Annotated in this window: 16 protein-coding genes; 8 read left to right on the top strand and 8 right to left on the bottom strand. The window is 46.0% G+C overall.

The window, feature by feature from the left end; all coding sequences use genetic code 11:
• Positions 1–38 precede the first annotated feature (38 nt).
• From lpdA to ampD, 6 genes are all read right to left on the bottom strand, one after another.
• Positions 39–1,469, bottom strand: coding sequence for a dihydrolipoyl dehydrogenase (gene lpdA / locus ACVFI8_RS14455; protein WP_248712869.1), 1,431 nt, complete (start codon positions 1,467–1,469; stop codon positions 39–41).
• A gap of 131 nt (positions 1,470–1,600) precedes the next feature.
• Positions 1,601–3,472, bottom strand: coding sequence for a pyruvate dehydrogenase complex dihydrolipoyllysine-residue acetyltransferase (gene aceF / locus ACVFI8_RS14450; RefSeq protein ID WP_457871721.1), 1,872 nt, complete (start codon positions 3,470–3,472; stop codon positions 1,601–1,603).
• A 12-nt stretch (positions 3,473–3,484) separates the two neighbouring features.
• Positions 3,485–6,142, bottom strand: coding sequence for a pyruvate dehydrogenase (acetyl-transferring), homodimeric type (gene aceE / locus ACVFI8_RS14445; RefSeq protein ID WP_457871720.1), 2,658 nt, complete (start codon positions 6,140–6,142; stop codon positions 3,485–3,487).
• Positions 6,143–6,203: 61 nt separating this feature from the next.
• Positions 6,204–6,968: a pyruvate dehydrogenase complex transcriptional repressor PdhR gene (gene pdhR, locus ACVFI8_RS14440; protein WP_248712872.1), complete on the bottom strand. Its 765-nt coding sequence runs from the start codon at positions 6,966–6,968 to the stop codon at positions 6,204–6,206.
• A 257-nt stretch (positions 6,969–7,225) separates the two neighbouring features.
• On the bottom strand, positions 7,226–8,080 hold the full coding sequence (gene ampE, locus ACVFI8_RS14435; RefSeq protein ID WP_457871719.1) for a regulatory signaling modulator protein AmpE: 855 nt from the start codon (positions 8,078–8,080) through the stop codon (positions 7,226–7,228).
• A gap of 74 nt (positions 8,081–8,154) precedes the next feature.
• Positions 8,155–8,694: a 1,6-anhydro-N-acetylmuramyl-L-alanine amidase AmpD gene (gene ampD, locus ACVFI8_RS14430; RefSeq protein ID WP_457871718.1), complete on the bottom strand. Its 540-nt coding sequence runs from the start codon at positions 8,692–8,694 to the stop codon at positions 8,155–8,157.
• Between the two features lie 529 nt (positions 8,695–9,223).
• Here ampD and nadC point away from each other — a divergent pair.
• The 8 genes from nadC to yacG all read left to right on the top strand — a co-directional run bounded on the left by nadC (position 9,224) and on the right by yacG (position 16,382).
• Positions 9,224–10,063, top strand: a complete 840-nt coding sequence (gene nadC, locus ACVFI8_RS14425) for a carboxylating nicotinate-nucleotide diphosphorylase (protein ID WP_457871717.1) — start codon at positions 9,224–9,226, stop codon at positions 10,061–10,063.
• Positions 10,064–10,317: 254 nt separating this feature from the next.
• Positions 10,318–10,737, top strand: a complete 420-nt coding sequence (locus ACVFI8_RS14420; RefSeq protein WP_457871716.1) for a pilin — start codon at positions 10,318–10,320, stop codon at positions 10,735–10,737.
• 3 nt (positions 10,738–10,740) lie between these two features.
• Entirely contained in the window at positions 10,741–12,444 is a 1,704-nt protein-coding gene (gene pilB / locus ACVFI8_RS14415) for a type IV-A pilus assembly ATPase PilB (protein WP_457871715.1), read from the top strand.
• A gap of 84 nt (positions 12,445–12,528) precedes the next feature.
• Positions 12,529–13,776, top strand: a complete 1,248-nt coding sequence (locus ACVFI8_RS14410) for a type II secretion system F family protein (RefSeq protein WP_457871714.1) — start codon at positions 12,529–12,531, stop codon at positions 13,774–13,776.
• 2 nt (positions 13,777–13,778) lie between these two features.
• Positions 13,779–14,669, top strand: coding sequence for a prepilin peptidase (locus ACVFI8_RS14405; RefSeq protein WP_457871713.1), 891 nt, complete (start codon positions 13,779–13,781; stop codon positions 14,667–14,669).
• A 112-nt stretch (positions 14,670–14,781) separates the two neighbouring features.
• Positions 14,782–15,384 (top strand): dephospho-CoA kinase, encoded by a 603-nt coding sequence (gene coaE, locus ACVFI8_RS14400; protein WP_457871712.1) that lies wholly within the window; start codon positions 14,782–14,784, stop codon positions 15,382–15,384.
• 60 nt (positions 15,385–15,444) lie between these two features.
• Complete coding sequence (gene zapD, locus ACVFI8_RS14395) at positions 15,445–16,185, top strand: cell division protein ZapD (RefSeq protein WP_457871711.1); 741 nt, start codon at positions 15,445–15,447, stop codon at positions 16,183–16,185.
• On the top strand, positions 16,185–16,382 hold the full coding sequence (gene yacG, locus ACVFI8_RS14390; RefSeq protein ID WP_248712880.1) for a DNA gyrase inhibitor YacG: 198 nt from the start codon (positions 16,185–16,187) through the stop codon (positions 16,380–16,382). The genes zapD and yacG overlap by 1 nt, the downstream gene beginning before the upstream one ends.
• Positions 16,383–16,510: 128 nt before the next feature.
• Here yacG and mutT read toward each other — a convergent pair whose 3' ends face one another.
• Entirely contained in the window at positions 16,511–16,909 is a 399-nt protein-coding gene (mutT, locus tag ACVFI8_RS14385) for an 8-oxo-dGTP diphosphatase MutT (RefSeq protein ID WP_457871710.1), read from the bottom strand.
• 86 nt (positions 16,910–16,995) lie between these two features.
• Positions 16,996–19,719 (bottom strand): preprotein translocase subunit SecA, encoded by a 2,724-nt coding sequence (gene secA, locus ACVFI8_RS14380; RefSeq protein ID WP_457871709.1) that lies wholly within the window; start codon positions 19,717–19,719, stop codon positions 16,996–16,998.
• Between the last annotated feature and the right edge of the window lie 7 nt (positions 19,720–19,726).

Below are 19,726 nucleotides of genomic sequence, written 5' to 3'. Positions count from 1 at the left end.
GCTGCCTTTATAACTGTAGTTTTTTACACTATCAGAGTCTATTTTTTCTTTTTCTTGGCTTTCGCATTTGGAAGGTCGGTAATACTTCCTTCAAATATTTCTGCCGCTAAACCTACCGACTCATGCAAGGTTGGGTGAGCGTGGATAGTTAACGCGATGTCTTCAGCATCACAACCCATCTCAATGGCTAAGCCAATTTCACCAAGCAATTCTCCGCCGTTAGTACCTACTACCGCACCACCAATAACTCGACCAGATTCTTTATCAAAAATCATCTTAGTCATGCCTTCGGCGCAATCAGAAGCGATTGCACGCCCCGAAGCAGCCCAAGGGAACACCGAGGCTTCGTAGTTAATACCTTGAGCTTTAGCTTCTTTCTCAGTAAGACCTACCCATGCCATCTCTGGCTCGGTGTAAGCAATTGAAGGGATCACTTTAGGATCAAAGAAGTGTTTCTTACCAGAGATAACTTCAGCCGCTACGTGGCCTTCATGCACCCCTTTGTGTGCCAACATAGGTTGCCCCACAATATCGCCAATCGCGTGGATATGAGGCACGTTAGTGCGCAGCTGCTTATCCACTTCAATAAAGCCACGCTCAGTCACCGTAATACCGGCTTTTTCAGCGTCTAAGCCTAAGCCGTTTGGCACGCGGCCTACCGCTACCAGTACTGCGTCATAACGCACTGGCTCATGCGGGGCTTGTTTACCTTCATAAGTCACGTATAGGCCGTCTGTCTTAGACTCAACCGCCACAACTTTAGTTTCTAGCATGATGTTAAACTTGTCTTTCACCTTCTTGGTGTAAGCTCTAACAACATCTTTGTCTGCTGCTGGTACTAGCTGGTCAGCAAATTCTACTACATCAATGGCACTGCCTAGCGCACCGTAAACGGTACCCATTTCTAAACCAATAATACCACCGCCTAGTACTAACAATTTGCCTGGAACTTCTTTAAGTTCTAGCGCATCTGTTGAGTCCCAAACACGCGGGTCATTATGCGGAATAAATGGCAGTTTTACTGGGCGCGAGCCAGCAGCAATAATCGCGTTGTCGAAATTAATGGTAGTAACGCCATCATCACCTTCAACTTGCAAAGAGTTAGCGCCGGTAAATTTACCTAGGCCCTGAACAACTTTCACTTTACGCATTTTAGCCATACCGTCGAGGCCACCAGTCAACTGACTGATCACTTTCTCTTTCCAGGTACGGATTTTATTAATATCGGTTTGCGGCTCACCAAATACAATGCCGTGCTCGGCCAGTGATTTAGCTTCTTCAATCACTTTAGCGACGTGCAGCAATGCTTTTGATGGAATACAGCCTACGTTTAGACATACGCCGCCAAGGGTTGCGTAGCGTTCTACAATTATCGTTTCCAAACCTAAATCGGCAGCACGGAAGGCAGCAGAATAACCTGCAGGGCCTGCACCCAGTACTACCACCTGGGTCTTGATTTCCTTACTCATTGATGACCTCTTGGTATTGTTATGTTGTTAAGCCGCTGTAGGGTATGTTGTTTATACATGCAGCTAAACTGAGTTTACGGTTAATCGATATAAAAAAGAAGAGCCGGATGGTAAACATCCAGCTCTTATTACTAAAGTACTAGTCGGCGAATATCACCTAGCAAACCACTTAAGGTAGAGATGAAGCGCGCACCGTCGGCGCCATCAATCACTCGGTGGTCGTAAGACAAGGCTAATGGCAACATTAGCTTCGGCTTAAATTCACTACCGTTCCATTTAGGTTTCATCTCGCTACGAGACACCCCTAAGATAGCCACTTCAGGGGCATTTACAATTGGCGTAAATTGAGTACCGCCTATGCCACCTAAGCTTGAAATGGTGAAACAGCCGCCTTGCATATCTGACGCAGTGAGTTTACCAGCACGCGCCTTCTTAGAAATTTCAACCAGCTCTTCAGACAGTTGGTAAATACCTTTTTTATTCACATCACGTACTACTGGCACCACTAAGCCATTTGGCGTATCTACCGCAATACCAATGTTGATGTATTTCTTCATGATCAGGCTGTTGCCGTCATCAGATAAGGCAGAATTAAACTTAGGTAAACTTTCTAAGGTTTTTGCTGCTGCTTTTAACATGAACACCAATGGGGTGATCTTAAAGCCTAACTGTTGCTTCTCAGCAATCACGTTTTGCTCTTTACGGAAGGCTTCCATTTCTGAAATATCCGCTTCGTCAAATTGAGTAACGTGAGGTATTTTAACCCAGTTGCGATGTAATGCAGGGCCAGAGATTTTCTGAATGCGTGATAATGGAACTTCTTCCACTTCACCAAATTTAGAATAATCAACACTTGGCCAAGCCGCTACGTCCATACCGGAGCCACCAGCTTTAGCGCCAGACTCTAATATTTTAACGGCTTGTTTAACGTAAGCTTGTACGTCTTCTTTAACGATACGCCCTTTACGACCAGAGCCTTTCACTTTGGCTAGATCAACGCCAAATTCACGGGCTAAACGGCGAATAACCGGTGACGCATGGAAGTAAGCATTATTTTCTACAAACGCCTCAGCTTTAGCGGGTGCTGCCGCTTTAGCCGGTGCGGCAGCGGGCTTAGTTGCAGGCGCGGGTGCTGCAGGAGCACTCGCCGCAGGCGCACTAGCAGCAGGCGCTGCAGCGCTCACTTCAAACATCATAATCAGTGAACCAGTTTTCACCTTATCACCCACCGCAACCTTAACCGCGGTAACCACACCCGCAAACGGGGCCGGAACTTCCATAGCAGCTTTATCGCCCTCTACAGAAATCAGCGTTTGCTCTAGCTCAACGCTATCACCTACCGCTACCGCTACTTCGGTCACTTCAACTTCGTCGTCACCAATATCAGGGATCAGCACTTGTTGTTCTTGCTTAGCAGCGGGTGCCGCAGGCGCTGTGTCTGCCACTGGAGCGGGAGCCGAAGCAGCAGAACCCGCCACTTCAAATTCCATAATCAATGAACCGGTGGTCACATTGTCACCCACAGCCACACTGATTGACTTAACCGTGCCAGCGAACGGTGCGGGTACTTCCATAGCGGCTTTGTCGCCCTCTACAGAAATTAGCGTTTGCTCAGCGTCTACGACGTCGCCCACACTGACGGTGATTTCAGTAATTTCTACTTCATCATCGCCAATATCAGGTACGTGTACCAGCTCAACAGCGCCAGCTACTGGCGCTGCAGACGCCGCTGGCGCCTCAGCTACCGGAGCTTCAGCCGCTGCGCTTGCGCCTTCAGCTTCAAAAATCATAATTAAAGCGTTAGTGGCAACGCTGTCGCCTACCGCCACTTTAATTTCTTTGACAATACCGGCTTGAGAAGCAGGAACTTCCATGGCAGCTTTGTCGCCTTCAACCGAAATAAGCGATTGCTCTAACTCTACGCTGTCGCCCACATTGACAAGAATTTCGGTCACTTCAACTTCATCATCGCCAATATCTGGTACAAAAATTTCAATACTCATATCACTTCGCCCTTACGCGTAGAGAGGGTTAACTTTGTCAGTGTCGATGCCGTATTTTTCAATGGCTTCGCCTACTAACTTCTTATCGATTGTTCCAGCTTTAGCTAGCTCAGTGAGCGAGGCTAAAACAATGTAATCTGAATTCACTTCAAAGTGACGACGCAAGTTTTCGCGGCTATCACTACGACCAAATCCGTCGGTACCTAGTACTTTGTAGCTACCAGGAATATAAGCACGCGCCTGTTCAGCGTATTGCTTCATATAGTCAGTGGCAGCAATAGTAGGTAAATCACTTAAGGTTTCAGTGATAAACGGTACCTGCTCGGCTGCGTCTGGGTTTAGCATATTGAAACGCTCAACCGCTTGCCCTTCACGCGTTAACTCGTTGAACGAAGTAACACTGAATACTTCAGAGGCAACGTCATACTCTTCACTCAAGATTTTAGCGGCCTTAAGTACTTGTTGCATAATCGTGCCAGAACCGAGCAATTGAACCTGAGCTTTGCTGCCCTTATTAGATTCAAACTTATAAATACCCTTACGAATGCCGTCTTCAGCACCTTCAGGCATCGCTGGCTGATGGTAGTTTTCGTTCATCAACGTCAGGTAGTAGTAAACATTCTCTTGCTCACCATACATGCGGCGTAAACCGTCTTGTAAGATAACCGCCACTTCAAATGCAAAACTTGGGTCGTAAGAAATACAGTTTGGAATGGTGTTAGCCAAAATCAGGCTGTGGCCGTCTTCGTGCTGCAAACCTTCACCGTTGAGGGTGGTTCTACCGGCAGTGGCACCCAATAGGAAACCACGCGCTTGTTGGTCACCCGCCATCCAACACATGTCACCCACACGTTGGAAACCAAACATAGAGTAGTAAATGTAGAACGGAATCATTGGCACGTCGTTGGTGCTGTATGAAGTAGCCGCTGCCACCCATGAGCTCATTGCACCTAACTCGTTAATCCCTTCTTGTAATACTTGGCCGCTGGTGTCTTCTTTGTAATAAGACACTTGCTCCCTATCTTGTGGGGTATATACCTGACCACCTGGGTTGTAGATACCCACTTGACGGAACAAACCTTCCATCCCAAAAGTACGCGCTTCATCGGCAATAATTGGCACGATATTTTTACCAATACCTTTGTTCTTCAACATCACGTTCAAGGCACGAACGTAAGCCATAGTGGTAGAGATTTCGCGTTTTTGCTCACCCAATAAGGCATCAAACTCGCTAAGCTCTGGAATGGCTAAGGCTTCAGTGAACTTAGGTAAACGGGTTGGCGTATAACCTTTTAATTCAGTACGGCGAGCATGTAAATATTCATACTCTTCGGTACCTGGCTTCAATTCTATATATGGCAGATTAGGTAAGTCTGCATCGCTAACATCAACCCCTAAACGGTCACGGAACTGCTGAACGTAGTTCATGTCCATTTTCTTCACGCCGTGGGCAATGTTCTTGCCTTGCGCCGCTTCACCCATACCATAACCTTTTACAGTTTTGGCTAAGATAACCGTAGGTACACCTGAGGTTTTACGCGCTTTATCAAAGGCAGCGTAAAGCTTAACGGGATCATGGCCACCGCGACGCAGGGCGAAGATCTCATCATCAGACATGTCTTTAACTAATTCAGCAGTTTCACTGTATTTGCCAAAGAAGTGCTCACGTACATAGGCACCATATTTAGCTTTAAAGGTTTGGTAATCGCCATCAATGGTTTCGTTCATCAATTGCAATAATTTACCCGAGCTATCTTTAGCCAATAGGCTATCCCACTCGCTGCCCCAAACCACCTTAATCACATTCCAGCCAGCGCCTTTAAATAGGCCTTCTAGCTCTTGAATGATTTTACCGTTACCCATAACTGGGCCATCTAGGCGCTGTAGGTTACAGTTAATCAAGAAACATAGGTTGTCTAGCTTCTCACGAGCGGCGAAAGAAATTGCACCGCGTGATTCTGGCTCATCCATCTCGCCATCACCTAAGAAGGCGTATACTCGCTGCTGAGTACAGTCTTTCAAACCGCGACCGGTTAGGTATTTTAAGAAGCGCGCTTGATAAATCGCCGAGATAGGGCCAAGACCCATAGATACTGTAGGAAACTGCCAAAATTCAGGCATCAATTTAGGGTGCGGGTACGAACTTAAGCCGTTGCCACCCACTTCTTGACGGAAGTTATCTAGCTGCTCAGCCGTTAAACGCCCTTCAACAAAGGCACGGGCATAAATACCTGGAGAAATATGGCCTTGGTAGTACACCAAATCGCCGCCGTCTTTTTCATTGCGCGCACGGAAGAAGTGGTTAAAACACACTTCGTAAAAGGCTGCAGAAGACTGATAAGACGCCATGTGGCCGCCAAGGTCTAAATCTTTCTTAGAAGCACGCAATACAATCATAATTGCGTTCCAGCGAATAATAGAACGGATACGACGTTCAATCACGCTATCGCCTGGGTATTCTGGCTCGTCACTTACCGCAATAGTATTAATGTAATCGCTAGTAATTGCTCCACCCGGACCGGCTAAACCGTCGATCTTAGCGCTAGCAATGACCTGCTCTAACAAGAACTGGGCACGTTCAACGCCTTCTTCACGGATCACAGATTCAATGGCGTCGATCCACTCACTGGTTTCTAGTGAGTCAACATCATGCTTCAGTACCTCTGACATGGCTGTTTCCTTATCAGTTATTTATCATTATTCAAAACACTAGTCAGGCTAGTGATTTGAGTTAAACTTTCAATTGTTTTAAACGACGATTAGAACGCTCTACGCGACTCTCCTCTCGCTCAATTTGTAATAGTGTTTCTTCTATAAATGCTAAGTGTTTATGTGAAGCTTCACGCGCATCATCCGGCTTACCATCCAAAATGGCCTGTAACATCAATACCCGATGAAGGCGTATTTTTTCGGCCACACTGGGGCGGGTATACAAGACCTTAAAGTTGTCCATGATGTTCTTTTCCAACAATGGACTTAAGCCTCTGATTAGATGAAACAACACCAAATTATGTGATGCTTCAGTAATCGCCTCATAAAAGCTCAACACCGCTTTTGCTTCTTGCTCAGTATTACCATCTAGTTGAGCCAGTTCGATTTGCTCGTGGCACAACTGTATTTTTTCTAAGTCTGCTTCGGTGCCTCGTAAGGCGGCGTAATAAGCAGAAATACCTTCAACTGCATGCCGAAACTCTAGCAAGTCTAGTTGGCTTTCATCATGATTGGACAATAAATTAAACAAGGGATCGGTGAGCGCTTCACGCAGTTTCTGCTGTACATAAGTACCGCCACCCTGCTTGCGTATTACCAATCCTTTGGCTTCCAATTGTTGAATAGCCTCACGCAACGAAGGTCGCGATACATCAAACTGCTTAGCCAATTCACGTTCTGCGGGCAAACGCTCTCCAGGCGGTAAACTGCCTTCTAAGATCATTCGCTCTAATTGCTTTGCAATTACATCGGCAAGTTTTGGCGGTTTAATTTGTTGGTAGTTCATCAATTTCCATTCAATCAATATTGGTATTACCAATTTACACGCAGCAAATTAACAAATACGAAACACCCTGTCCAGAAAAATTGATCTACATCAAACCTGCAAGCATAAAGGCCTAAGTATTGTAAATACATTTGTCGTACAAATAAACTTGGTCTGACCTTTTTTTGTGAACTAGATCGCCACAATGTAAACAACAGCGGGAAGATAAATAGGGAATGTGAAATAAAATCGCAGCGACGAAGCGCTGCAACCCTGGCTTAGATTAGCCAGCCAGCAATGGTGAGTGCAGCGATAATTGCTATCGCCAACATAATGCCGCGTTTCGCTAAACTAACAAAACGGCAGGTGGTAGCAACACATAACATTTCGCTATCATGTTCTTGTTCAGATAACTCTGCCGCTACCGCCACTTTAGTTAACCAGTAGCCATTACTGTGCTGGCGGTCTTTTAGAGACGGTAACCACACCGTAATGGCTTGATTAGTGTTGCCTACGGCTAAATAACAAAGACTGGCTAAGCGGCTAGGCAGCCAGTCTAAATAATGCATAAAGGTGTTAATGCTTGGCGAGAGAGCTTGTACCTCTGTGCTCTTATGCAAGTATAGGCCGCGACTACAAGCATAAAACAAGGCCCCAGCTGGGCCTGCTAATACGTAGAAAAAAATCACCGCAAAATAATAACGATAGTTTAACCACATTAGCTGAGTACCAGTTGAAATGGCGATAGATTCTTTAGGGTCTACCTGATGTAGCGGATGTATTTGCTCTAATAGCTGTTGATTAAATTCGCTGCAGGCTTGTTCGTTGCCTTCTGCAGCCGAGCGCAAGTAGTCACGATAACCTTGCTGCAAGGGCGGGCAACCCAAGGTAATAAGCGGTACAAAAATCCACAAAGCCAAACTAGGCAAGCCAAATAACCAACCGCTCAAACTCAGTTGCAGGTAAACCATTAATAAGCTAGGTAGCAACACCGCCATAGTAATTTGCCAAAAGGCCGAGGCACTATCAAAGCGTTTTAGCCACCAATGAAAGGCATGCTGCCACCACCAATCTGCACCAATGCGTCTGGCCCGCTCTAAACTGAGTGCTAATAACAGTGATATTAATGACATGTAGCTGATAACTCTCCAAAAACGCCTTCCATCGCCATAAATAGTAAGCCAATTAGCCTAGCAAACCAAGCGACTCACAGCCCATTTAAATAAACAGCCCAGTCAAAGCCGCTACCGGGATCGGTTTTTCGCCCCGGCGCGATCTCACTATGGGCAACAATGCGTTGTTTAGACAGTTGCGGGTAATGCGCCAGCAAAGCTTTAGTCACTTGCTGCAAGCTAAAGTATTGCTCAGTGGTAAATTCACTGCTGTCGGTGCCTTCCAACTCAATACCGATGGAGTAATCGTTGCAAGCCTCGCGCCCCTCAAAGCTAGAGACCCCCGCATGCCATGCGCGCAGATTAAATGGCACATATTGTTTCAGTTCGCCCTCGCGGGTAATCAGTAAATGCGCCGACACCTCTAAACCCGCCAAATCGGCAAAACTGGCATCTAGTGAGCAATCCAAACAACCGCTAAACAAGGCATCGATATGGCCATTGTTATACTGCCCCTCGGGTAGGCTAATGCAATGAATCACCAACAAGCTGGGCTCACAGCCGGGCCGTTGGTTATAAAAGGGGCTAGGCACCTGCTGTGCTGCGCTTAATTGGTGTTGCGAGTTAATCTTCAATAAATACTCCTAAAATGCAGCTAGCTATCCGCTTAGAACGCCCAAAAGTTAATCAGCTATAAGTCTCAAGTTATAAGTTATAAGCTATAAGCCTTAAGTTTAAAGCCAAGAACTAAGCGCACTGCAGGCCTTACCTGTAAGGCTTAAGCTATAAGCTATAAGCCTCAAGCTAAAAGCCAAGAACTAAGCGCACTGCAGGCCTTACCTGTAAGGCTTAAGTTATAAGCTATAAGCCTTAAGCTAAAAGCCAAGAACTAAGCGCGCTGCAGGCCTTACCTGTAAGGCTTAAGTTATAAGCTATAAGCCTCAAGCTAAAAGCCAAGAACTAAGCGCGCTACAGGCTTTACCTTAAGGCTTAAAACTTAAGGCTCTATTCTATATGGCTTGCCGCTGATCACTTATCGCTTTAAGCAGTTTATAATAAAGCTAAGATTTGACCATGCAAGTGGCAAGTTTCTGAGTTAAAATGCCGCGCAATTAGCCTAATAGGCTATATATTAACTTCTTCTTAACCGCCGAGTACCGATGCATGAATGCCGAACAATTACGGGACAACGTCACCGCCGCTTTAATCGAAGACTTGGGTAGCCTAAACCCACAATTAGATATTAGCGCCGCTTTGATCCCCGACAGCCAAATCAGCAAAGCCAAAATTATCAGCCGTGAGCCCGCCGTATTTGCCGGTAAAGCCTTTGCCGATGAAGTGTTTCGCCAGTTAGGTGAGCAAGTCGAAATTGAGTGGCTGGTCGCCGACGGCGATAGGGTAATAGAAAACCAGGCCCTTTGTTATTTAACCGGGCCGGCGCGCATCTTGTTAACCGGCGAGCGTTCAGCACTTAACTTTATTCAAACCTTGTCTGGCATTGCCAGCCAAGTGGCCGAATACATGGATTTATTGCAAGGTACTCGCTGCAAATTACTCGATACCCGTAAAACCTTGCCCGGTTTGCGCTATGCTTCTAAGTACGCGGTCACCTGTGGTGGGGGTACCAATCACCGTTTTGGCTTAAACGATGCCTTCTTAATTAAAGAAAACCACATTATGGCCTGTGGTGGTATTAAAGCGGCCATCGATAAGGCCCGCCAACTGTCACCGGGTAAAAAGGTTGAGGTAGAAGTTGAAAACTTAGCTGAGCTTGAGCAAGCACTAGAAGCAGGCAGTGACGTTGTAATGTTAGATAACTTCAGCGTGGCACTAATGCAGCAAGCAGTGGCGATTAACAAGGGCCGAGCAAAGTTAGAGGCATCAGGTAACATGACCTTAGCCACGATTCGCCAATATGCTGAAACTGGGGTCGACTTCATTTCAGTGGGTGCGTTAACCAAACATGTCAAGGCGCTAGACCTAAGTATGAGATTTGTCGCATAATTTTTGTGGATAAGCACATTTAGCTGTATAGCTTTATGTACAGCTAAGTCTGCAACAGTGTTGCTAAGATCACGATTTGATTGCGTTTTTTTAAAAAAAACTATACTAATATAGTACGTATGCTCTAATAAGCATCTAGTTTATAGCATCGTAATATCAAGGAAGATACTGAAATAATTATAATTTCAAATCAGCCCTGATAGAAAAAACGGTAAAGAAAACAACTTCTAAAACTTGTGTAAAGGAAAGACGCAATGAAAACACTACAAAACCTCCAAGCCAAAGCTGCTAACAAGCAAGCTGGTTTTACCCTAATTGAATTGATGATCGTAGTTGCGATTATCGCTATTTTGGCTGCTGTGGCCCTGCCCGCCTACAACACCTACTCGAAGAAAGCTCAATTCGCTGAGGTCATATCTGCAGCAGCACCCTACAAGCAAGCTGTCGAAGTGTGCTCACTAAGCAATGCAATGGCTGATTGCGCTTTAGGCACTAAAGGAATTCCAGCTACAACAGCTTACGGTAAAGTAGCCTCTATTGGTGTTGCTGCTGGTGTTATTTTAGTGACATCTACAGATGCAAGTTTAGGTAACTATACCTTAACACCAACGGGAGGCGGTAACGGCGCACAAATTACGTGGGTGGGAACTTGCTCTGTAACAACTATGTGTTAATTCATGACTGTAGATAACCTAAACGGCCTAGCTTCTAGCTTGGCCGTTTCTTTTCCTGAAAAAGTTGAGCAACTCACTGAGCTTTATAAACGCAGTAAGTCAGAGCAACGTGCATTTACTAGTATATTGGTTGAAAACGAACTGATCTCGAGTCGTGAGTTGGCCGATTTTTGCGAAAGCCAGTTTGGTATTCCCTTATTGGACTTAGATGCCATTGAGTTAAGCGAGATCCCGCAAAACTTCCTCAATAATAAGCTGATATTTAAACACCACGTATTACCGGTCTATAGTCAAAACCAAACCCTTTATGTGGCCATGGCAGACCCTAGCAACGTTGCCGCGCTTGAAGATTTTGGTTTTAATTTTGGGCTACATGTTGAAGCGCTATTAGTTGAAGAAACTAAATTACTTAAGGCGATTCAGTCTCTAGTGGATGATAGCGCCAACCTTGATTTAGGCGACATCTCTGATGACGACATCAGTGGCTTAGAAGTCAGTGATGAAGACTCTCGGCTAGATGAAAAACAAGATAACAAACAAGATGATGCGCCGATCGTTGTTTACATTAATAAGATATTAATGGACTCGATTCGCCGTGGCGCCTCTGATTTACATTTTGAACCCTACGAAAAGAAATACCGGATTCGCTTTCGTATCGATGGCATTTTGCATGAAATAGCCAGCCCACCAATCAACTTGGCCAACCGCTTCTCGGCCCGCTTAAAAGTAATGGCCCGAATGGACATTGCTGAACGCCGCCTGCCACAAGATGGCCGCATCAAGCTGAAAACTGGCCGTAATAAAGCCATTGATATGCGGGTTAACTCGCTGCCCACCATGTGGGGCGAAAAAATCGTGATTCGTATTCTCGACTCCTCGGCGGCTAACCTGAATATTGATATACTCGGTTACGATGACGCGCAGAAAAAGCTTTATTTAGATGCCTTGGCCCGACCACAGGGCATGATACTGGTCACCGGCCCGACCGGCTCGGGTAAAACCGTCTCTTTGTATACCGGTTTAAACATTCTTAATACCACCGAGATCAACATCTCAACCGCCGAAGACCCGGTAGAGATAAACCTGCCAGGGGTGAACCAAGTACAAATTAATAATCGCGCCGGTTTAACCTTTGCCAGTGCATTACGGGCATTTTTGCGCCAAGATCCCGATGTAGTGATGGTGGGTGAAATTCGTGATTTAGAAACCGCTGAAATTTCGATTAAAGCGGCGCAAACAGGTCACTTGGTATTATCCACCCTGCATACTAACTCAGCCGCGGAAACCCTCACCCGCATGTTAAATATGGGGGTGCCGGCCTTTAACATCGCCTCTTCGGTCAGTTTAATTATTGCTCAGCGGCTGGCACGCCGCCTATGTGAGCATTGCAAAAAACCCAAGATGATAGAGGCCAACTTACTACCTAAAGTGGGTTTTACTCAAAGCCAAGTAGAAGCGGGCATAAAATTGTTTGACCCGGTAGGCTGTGAAAAATGCACCGGCGGTTTTAAGGGCCGAGTGGGCATTTATGAAGTGATGCCCATGAGCTCGGCCATTGCCAAGCTTATAATGGCCGAGGGCAACTCGATTCAAATTTCTGAACAAGCGGTTAGTGAGGGCATGTACTCACTGCGCATGTCCGCCTTAGAAAAGGCCCGCCTTGGGGTAACTAGCTTGTCAGAAGTGGAGCGAGTCACAAATGTATAAATTGACGGTTTTCTCTTAGTAATTATCTGATAAATTTAACGAATTCATTTTATAGTTTTGCTCCACTTTGTTAGCAAGGATGTTATGGCTACTGCAACCCCCACTAAACGAAAAATTGTCGCTAAAAAAATCAATGCCTATACTTGGAGTGGCATCAACCGCAAAGGCGGCAAGGTAGGTGGTGAATATCAAGCAGAAACCATTAGCCAAGTAAAAGCTGAACTGCGCCGCCAAGGCATCACCGTTACCAAGGTCAAAAAGAAAAGCGAAGGCTTTCTTAGCCAACTGGGCAACAAAATTAACCCGATGGACATAGCAATTGTGTCACGGCAAATCGCTACCATGTTATCGGCCGGGGTGCCTTTAGTACAAAGCTTTAGCATTATTGCAAAAAGTGTTGAAAAACCGGCGATGCGTGAGCTAATCAGTGAAATTAGTGCCGAAGTAGAGTCAGGTACCGCCTTATCAGAGACCCTAGGTAAACACCCACGTTATTTTGACGGTTTATATTGTGATTTAATTGAAGCTGGCGAGCAAAGTGGCGCCTTAGAAACTATTTACGATCGGGTGGCGATTTATAAAGAGAAGGCCGAGGCGCTTAAATCTAAAATTAAAAAAGCGATGTTTTACCCGACAGCTGTAATTCTTGTGGCAATCATTGTCACCACGATTTTATTATTGTTTGTGATACCTCAATTTGAAGAGATTTTTGCTAGCTTTGGCGCCGAACTTCCGGCCTTTACCCAATTTGTGATTGGTATTTCGCGCTTTTTACAAGACTATTGGCCAGTTATTTTTGGTGGTATAGCCGCAATAATAGTCGGCTATGTGCAAGCCCATCGCCGCTCACAAGCGGTGAAAGATGCCACCGACCGATTTGTATTACGAATACCTGTAATCAACCCGATTTTACATAAAGCGGCCATGGCCCGATTTGCCCGCACCCTATCAACCACTTTTGCTGCCGGTATCCCGTTGATTGACGCGCTGCGCTCGGCCTCTGGTGCCTCGGGCAATGTAGTTTATCGTAATGCCATTGATGCAGTGCGCATTGAGGTCACCAGCGGTATGCAAATGAATATCGCGATGCGCACCGTCAATATCTTCCCCGATATGGTGACGCAAATGGTGATGATTGGTGAAGAAGCAGGCTCGCTAGATAGCATGTTAGATAAGGTAGCTAATATTTATGAACAGCAAGTGGATGATGCGGTAGATGGTTTAACTAGCCTAATTGAGCCCTTAATTATGGCAATATTAGGGGTATTGGTTGGTGGTATGGTAGTGGCCATGTATTTGCCCATCTTTAAACTTGGATCAGTTGTCGGTTAAACATGGATACTTTTATTGAACTCTACCCAGCCACCGCGCTGGGTTTCTGCTTATTATTCGCCCTATGTATAGGTTCATTCCTTAATGTGGTGATTCATCGCCTGCCGATTATGCTGCAGCGCCAGTGGAAAGCCGAGTGCCAAAGTTTTTTGGCTGATGATGCTCAGCCAGCGGAAATCCCAGACCCACAAACCAACGCGCCCTACAACCTAATGGTGCCACGCTCTTGCTGCCCCAACTGTAAAAGCATGATCACCGCTTGGCAAAATATCCCGGTTGTGAGCTGGCTAGTATTACGTGGCAAGTGTGCCAATTGTAAAAACCCCATTAGCGCCCGCTACCCGCTGGTAGAGCTTGCTAGCGCTGGCTTTGCCTTGGCGTGTTGGTGGCAATTTGACTTTAGCATTCAGTTTGTACTGGCCAGTATCTTTTGCATTATTTTACTGTGCTTGGCCTTGATTGATTTAGATACCATGTTTTTGCCCGATCAAATCACCCTACCCACCCTGTGGTTAGGTTTGCTGATTAATCTGGATGCAAACTTTGTTAACCTGCAAGATGCAGTACTCGGCGCAGCCATTGGTTATGGTTTTTTATGGAGCTTGTTTTGGCTATTTAAGCTACTCACCGGTAAAGAAGGCATGGGTTACGGCGACTTTAAGCTATTAGCGATGATCGGCGCGTGGTTTGGCTGGCAAGCCCTGCCTTTAACCATATTGCTGTCTTCACTGATTGGTGCCAGCGTTGGCATAGGCTTAATGGTGTTGGCTAAACACAAACAAAACCAAGCGATCCCCTTCGGCCCTTATTTAGCCATTGGCGCAGTGTGTTACTTATTCTTTGGCGACGCCATACAACACTGGTATTTTAGCTATATTGGCTTGGTACACTAAGCCTTCGCAGTGTTGAGCTTGAGCCTCTGGCTTGAGCTTGAAGCGCGCTAAGTGTTATCTAAAACCTGAACTCAAGCGAAAACTCAAGCCAAAAATTAAGGTGGAGGCCACCATGATCGTAGGACTAACCGGCGGTATCGCCAGCGGTAAAAGCCAAGTGTCGGCCGAGTTTGAACGGCTAGGTGTGCCCGTGGTGGACGCCGATGTAGTCGCCCGCCAGGTCGTAGAGCCAGGGCAAGCGGCGCTAGCTAAAATTGCCGAGCATTTTGGCAAACCGGTATTATTAGACGATGGCCGCCTTAATCGCCCAGCACTGAGGCAGATTATCTTTCAACACCCCAGCCAAAAACAGTGGTTAAATCAGCTGCTACACCCCTTGATTCGCCAACAGATGCAACAGCAATTAGCCACTGTAAACGGCCCTTATAAATTGTTAGTTGCGCCGCTGTTATTAGAAAACCAACTAGAAACCTTGGTAGACCGAGTATTAGTGATTGATGTGCCGCTAGCCACTCAGCTTAACCGTACTATTGAACGGGACAAAGTGAGCGAACAACAAGCGCAACAAATTGTCAATTCGCAAATGAGCCGCCAAGATAAGCTGGCCGCGGCCAACGATGTGATTGTAAACGACAGCAGCCTAGTGAATTTAACCAATAAGGTCGCCGAGTTACACCGCTTTTACCTTAATCTTGCCAAAAGCCATGACAGTTGAAACACCAATGGTTACACTAGTTTAGATAAGTCATCTTCAACCCAGCGTTATTAAATAGACATGGCAACATTGATATTTGAACACCCCTTAAATGAGAAAGTAAGAAATTACTTACGCTTAGAGCAATTGTTTGAGCAACTGATGCTGGCTAAGGCCTTGCAGCATCCCTTGCAGCAGCAACAATTTTTCAGAGTACTGTTTGAGGTATCAGAAATATTAGAGCGCAGCGAATGGCGCAGTGACCTACAAAAAGACTTAAGAAAACAGGCCGAAAAGTTAGCCCAATGGGCAGCCTTGCCAAATGTTGATACCAGTAAAATTGAGCAGTTACTGCTGCAAGTGAAAAGCTTAATCAGTACCATCGCCAAACACGCACGGGTATCAGATCATTTAAAAGACGATAGGCTATTGGCTAATATTCGTCAGCGACTATGTTTGCCTGGTGGCAATAGCAGCTTCGATTTACCCTATTTGCACTATTGGCTTAATCAACAACCCGAACAGATCGACAGCCAAGTCGCGCTCTGGTTAAAGCCCTTGCAGCCAGTCGCAGCGGCGATAAGCCAATTACTGCAGCTACTGAGAGAGCAGCACCAAGCTATCGCGGTAGTGGCAACCAAGGGCTTTTACCAAGGGATGGCTCAAGATTGTGGGTTACTGCGGATTGAAGTAGACAATAAATACCAAGCCTACCCCACGGTGAGCGGTCATAAACACCGCTTTGCGATTAAATTTATCAGCGCCGCTAATCTAGAAGTTGAAGATATTAGCTGTCGCCTATTTTGCTGTAAGATTGCCTAATGAAAAAATCAGACCCAATAGTTAAATGCCCCACTTGTGATACCCATGTTGTGTGGAATAGCAGCAGTGAGTTTCGCCCCTTTTGCAGTGAGCGTTGTAAACTGATCGATCTTGGCGAATGGGCCAGTGAAGCGAAGTTTATCGCTGGACAAGAACTGGTTGAAGACGAAGACAAACCCGACAGCTGGCAGTTTTAAGCTTGAGCCTTGCTTGACCAGGCGCCCCCTCTGTTTAGTTTTCTAATAGCCTTAGCGGTGTTGTTTCTCAACTTCGAGCATGCCGGTTGTAAGCATTCAATGCTATAGGCATGTTTAACTTGAGCTTGCTACAGCTCGCGTTGTTGGATGGCCTGTAAAATGGCCTGATTAGCGGCCGGAAATTGGTAGTCTGCCAGTTTGGCTTTATCGACCCAACGTATCTCCTGCTGCTCTGCCCCTTTAGGCTCCCCTGAGAAGCGTTTAACGGTATAAACATGTAAACATACTCGTTTATCGCCATAGTCGTGCTCAATGCGAATTAGAGGCTCGCAGCTGTCGTGGGCGATATTAATGAGCAGTTCTTCTTGCAACTCGCGGGCCAGCGCCTCGACAACACTTTCTTGCGCTTCAATTTTACCGCCGGGAAACTCCCACTTGCCGCCTTGATGTTGCTGCTGATGGCGCAAGCTTAATAGTATTTTCTCACCTTTAACGATGACTCCCACCGCCACATTGACCGTTTTCAAGGCTACCCTCCTGGTTTGCTTATTTAATTGAGACAGTAAAAAGGAGAGCTGATGCTCTCCTTGTTGTTTTCACTTAGGCCTTCAAACTATGACAATTTACCATGACATTGTTTGAATTTTTTACCCGAACCACAAGGACAAGGGTCATTACGGCCCACTTTTTGGCCTTCACGAGTGACCGGTTTCCCGCTTGGCCCTGCTTGCTGCTCTTGTTGCAACTGCTCTTGAGCTTGCTGATTACGCATCTCCATGGCACGTCGTTCAGTTTCACGACGTTTTTCTTCCATGGCGGTGACTTCTTCAGGATCTTGTACCTGAACCCGGCTTAAAATGCCGATCACGTCTAATTTAAGCACTTCTAGCATCTGCGTGAACAGCTCATAGGATTCGCGCTTGTACTCTTGCTTAGGGTTTTTCTGTGCGTAACCACGTAGATGGATACCCTGACGCAAATGGTCCATGGCCGCTAAGTGTTCTTTCCACAGCTGATCAAGGGTTTGTAACATCACCGATTTTTCAAATTGTTTGATCGGATCAGCACCCACTTTATCTATTTTAAGCTGGTACTCAGCCACTGCCGCTTCGAGGATTTTTTCACGAAGTTTCTCTTCATGCAGTTTATCATCTTCGTCTAGCCATTTCTGAATCGGTAAATCTAAGCCAAAATCACTCTTCAAGCGTTGCTCAAGCTCACTCACTTGCCACATTTCTTCAAGAGATTGAGGCTGAATGTACTCGTCGATCACCGCTGAATAAACATCTTCACGGATCACATCGATGGTCTCGGTAATGCTGTCACTGTCCATCAAGTCATTACGTTGCTCGTAGACTACTTTACGTTGGTCGTTGGCCACATCATCAAATTCAAGCAAGGATTTACGCACGTCGAAGTTGCGCCCTTCTACTTTACGTTGAGCATTTTCAATGGCACGAGTCACCCATGGGTGCTCAATGGCTTCACCTTCTTCCATACCCAATTTTTTCATCATTCCGGTTACCCGGTCTGAGGCAAAAATACGCATCAAGCTGTCTTCCATCGACAAGTAGAAACGGGTTGAACCAGCATCACCTTGACGACCAGAACGACCACGTAGCTGATTATCAATCCGGCGAGATTCATGACGCTCAGTACCAATAATATGCAAACCACCCGAAGCTAACACCGCATCGTGACGCACTTGCCATTGGGCTTTAACGTCGGCAATTTGTTGTTCGCTAGCATCTTCGCCTAGCGCCGCTAAGTCAGCTTGCAGGCTGCCACCTAATACAATATCGGTACCACGGCCAGCCATGTTTGTGGCGATAGTGACTGAGCCAGCCATACCCGCACAAGCCACGATCTCAGCTTCTTTCTCATGGAATTTAGCGTTGAGTACGTTGTGCTTAATTTTTTCTTTGTTAAGAATATTGGATAATAACTCAGAATTTTCGATAGACACGGTACCCACTAGTACCGGGCGCTCGGCCTTAACACACTGGCGGATGTCTTCAATAATCGCGTTATATTTTTCTTCTGCCGTTAAATAAACCAGATCACCTTGGTCATCACGCACCATCGGTTTATTGGTAGGAATAACCACCGTGTTCAAGCCATAGATTGACTGGAATTCGAAAGCTTCAGTATCCGCGGTACCGGTCATGCCCGATAACTTTTCATACAAACGGAAGTAATTCTGGAAAGTAATCGAGGCTAAGGTTTGGTTTTCATTTTGAATGTTAACCCCTTCTTTCGCCTCTACAGCTTGATGCAAACCTTCAGACCAACGACGACCAGGCATAGTACGGCCAGTATGCTCGTCAACGATAACAATTTCGCCCGTTTCACTAACAATGTAGTCTACGTTGCGCTCAAACAAGGTGTGTGCGCGTAAGCCTGCATTAACGTGATGTAATAAGCTGATGTTGGCGGCGTTGTATAAAGAGTCACCCTCTTCTAACATGCCACGTTGCTGCAGCGTTTCTTCAACGAAGATCTGACCATTCTCGGTAAGGTGTACTTGCTTGTTTTTCTCGTCAAGCGTGAAGTGACCGTCACCAATCAACTCTTCAGTGTCTTCTTCTTCTTGGCGCACCAATAGGGGGATAACGTCATTAATTTTTTTGTATAACTCTGAGCTGTCTTCAGCAGGGCCAGAGATAATTAACGGCGTACGGGCCTCATCGATAAGAATCGAATCCACTTCATCCACTACCGCGTAGTTTAATGGTCGTTGCACGCGTTGTTCGGGCGCAAAAGCCATGTTGTCACGTAGGTAGTCGAAACCAAATTCATTGTTGGTTCCGTAGGTAATGTCAGCGGCGTAAGCCTCTTTCTTAACCTGATGGTCCATACCGCTAATATTAACCGCAACACTTAAACCTAAATATTCAAATAAAGGTCGGTTCCACTCGGCATCACGCTGGGCTAAGTAATCGTTCACGGTAATCACGTGGACGCCTTTACCGGTAATCCCGTTTAGATAGGCAGGAAGCGTCGCCGTTAAGGTTTTACCTTCACCGGTACGCATCTCAGCAATCTGGTTATCATTGAGAACCATGCCCCCCATCATTTGCACATCGAAGTGACGCATACCAAAAACCCGCTTAGAGGCTTCACGCACCACAGCAAAAGCTTCTGGGAGAATAGCTTCAAGACTCTCGCCTTGTTCTACGCGTAATTTAAACTCGCCCGCCTTGGCTTTAATTTCTTCAGCAGACAGTTTTTCAAATTCAGGTTCAAAGGCATTAATGCTAGTGACCACTTTGCGCATTTTTTTGATGGTACGGTCATTTCGAGTACCAACGATTTTCGTTACTAATTTACTAATCATGAAACAC

The organism is Agarivorans sp. MS3-6, from assembly GCF_054112545.1.
Note: the sequence above shows the minus strand (reverse complement) of the source record. Positions and strands in the feature narration are given on the sequence as shown.

Coding starts and splice junctions, on each gene's coding strand:
- lpdA (WP_248712869.1), bottom strand. CDS start 1,469: ATGAGTAAGGAAATCAAGACCCAGGTGGTAGTACTGGGTGCAGGCCCT.
- aceF (WP_457871721.1), bottom strand. CDS start 3,472: ATGAGTATTGAAATTTTTGTACCAGATATTGGCGATGATGAAGTTGAA.
- aceE (WP_457871720.1), bottom strand. CDS start 6,142: ATGTCAGAGGTACTGAAGCATGATGTTGACTCACTAGAAACCAGTGAG.
- pdhR (WP_248712872.1), bottom strand. CDS start 6,968: ATGAACTACCAACAAATTAAACCGCCAAAACTTGCCGATGTAATTGCA.
- ampE (WP_457871719.1), bottom strand. CDS start 8,080: ATGTCATTAATATCACTGTTATTAGCACTCAGTTTAGAGCGGGCCAGA.
- nadC (WP_457871717.1), top strand. CDS start 9,224: ATGAATGCCGAACAATTACGGGACAACGTCACCGCCGCTTTAATCGAA.
- ACVFI8_RS14420 (WP_457871716.1), top strand. CDS start 10,318: ATGAAAACACTACAAAACCTCCAAGCCAAAGCTGCTAACAAGCAAGCT.
- pilB (WP_457871715.1), top strand. CDS start 10,741: ATGACTGTAGATAACCTAAACGGCCTAGCTTCTAGCTTGGCCGTTTCT.
- ACVFI8_RS14410 (WP_457871714.1), top strand. CDS start 12,529: ATGGCTACTGCAACCCCCACTAAACGAAAAATTGTCGCTAAAAAAATC.
- ACVFI8_RS14405 (WP_457871713.1), top strand. CDS start 13,779: ATGGATACTTTTATTGAACTCTACCCAGCCACCGCGCTGGGTTTCTGC.
- coaE (WP_457871712.1), top strand. CDS start 14,782: ATGATCGTAGGACTAACCGGCGGTATCGCCAGCGGTAAAAGCCAAGTG.
- zapD (WP_457871711.1), top strand. CDS start 15,445: ATGGCAACATTGATATTTGAACACCCCTTAAATGAGAAAGTAAGAAAT.
- yacG (WP_248712880.1), top strand. CDS start 16,185: ATGAAAAAATCAGACCCAATAGTTAAATGCCCCACTTGTGATACCCAT.
- secA (WP_457871709.1), bottom strand. CDS start 19,719: ATGATTAGTAAATTAGTAACGAAAATCGTTGGTACTCGAAATGACCGT.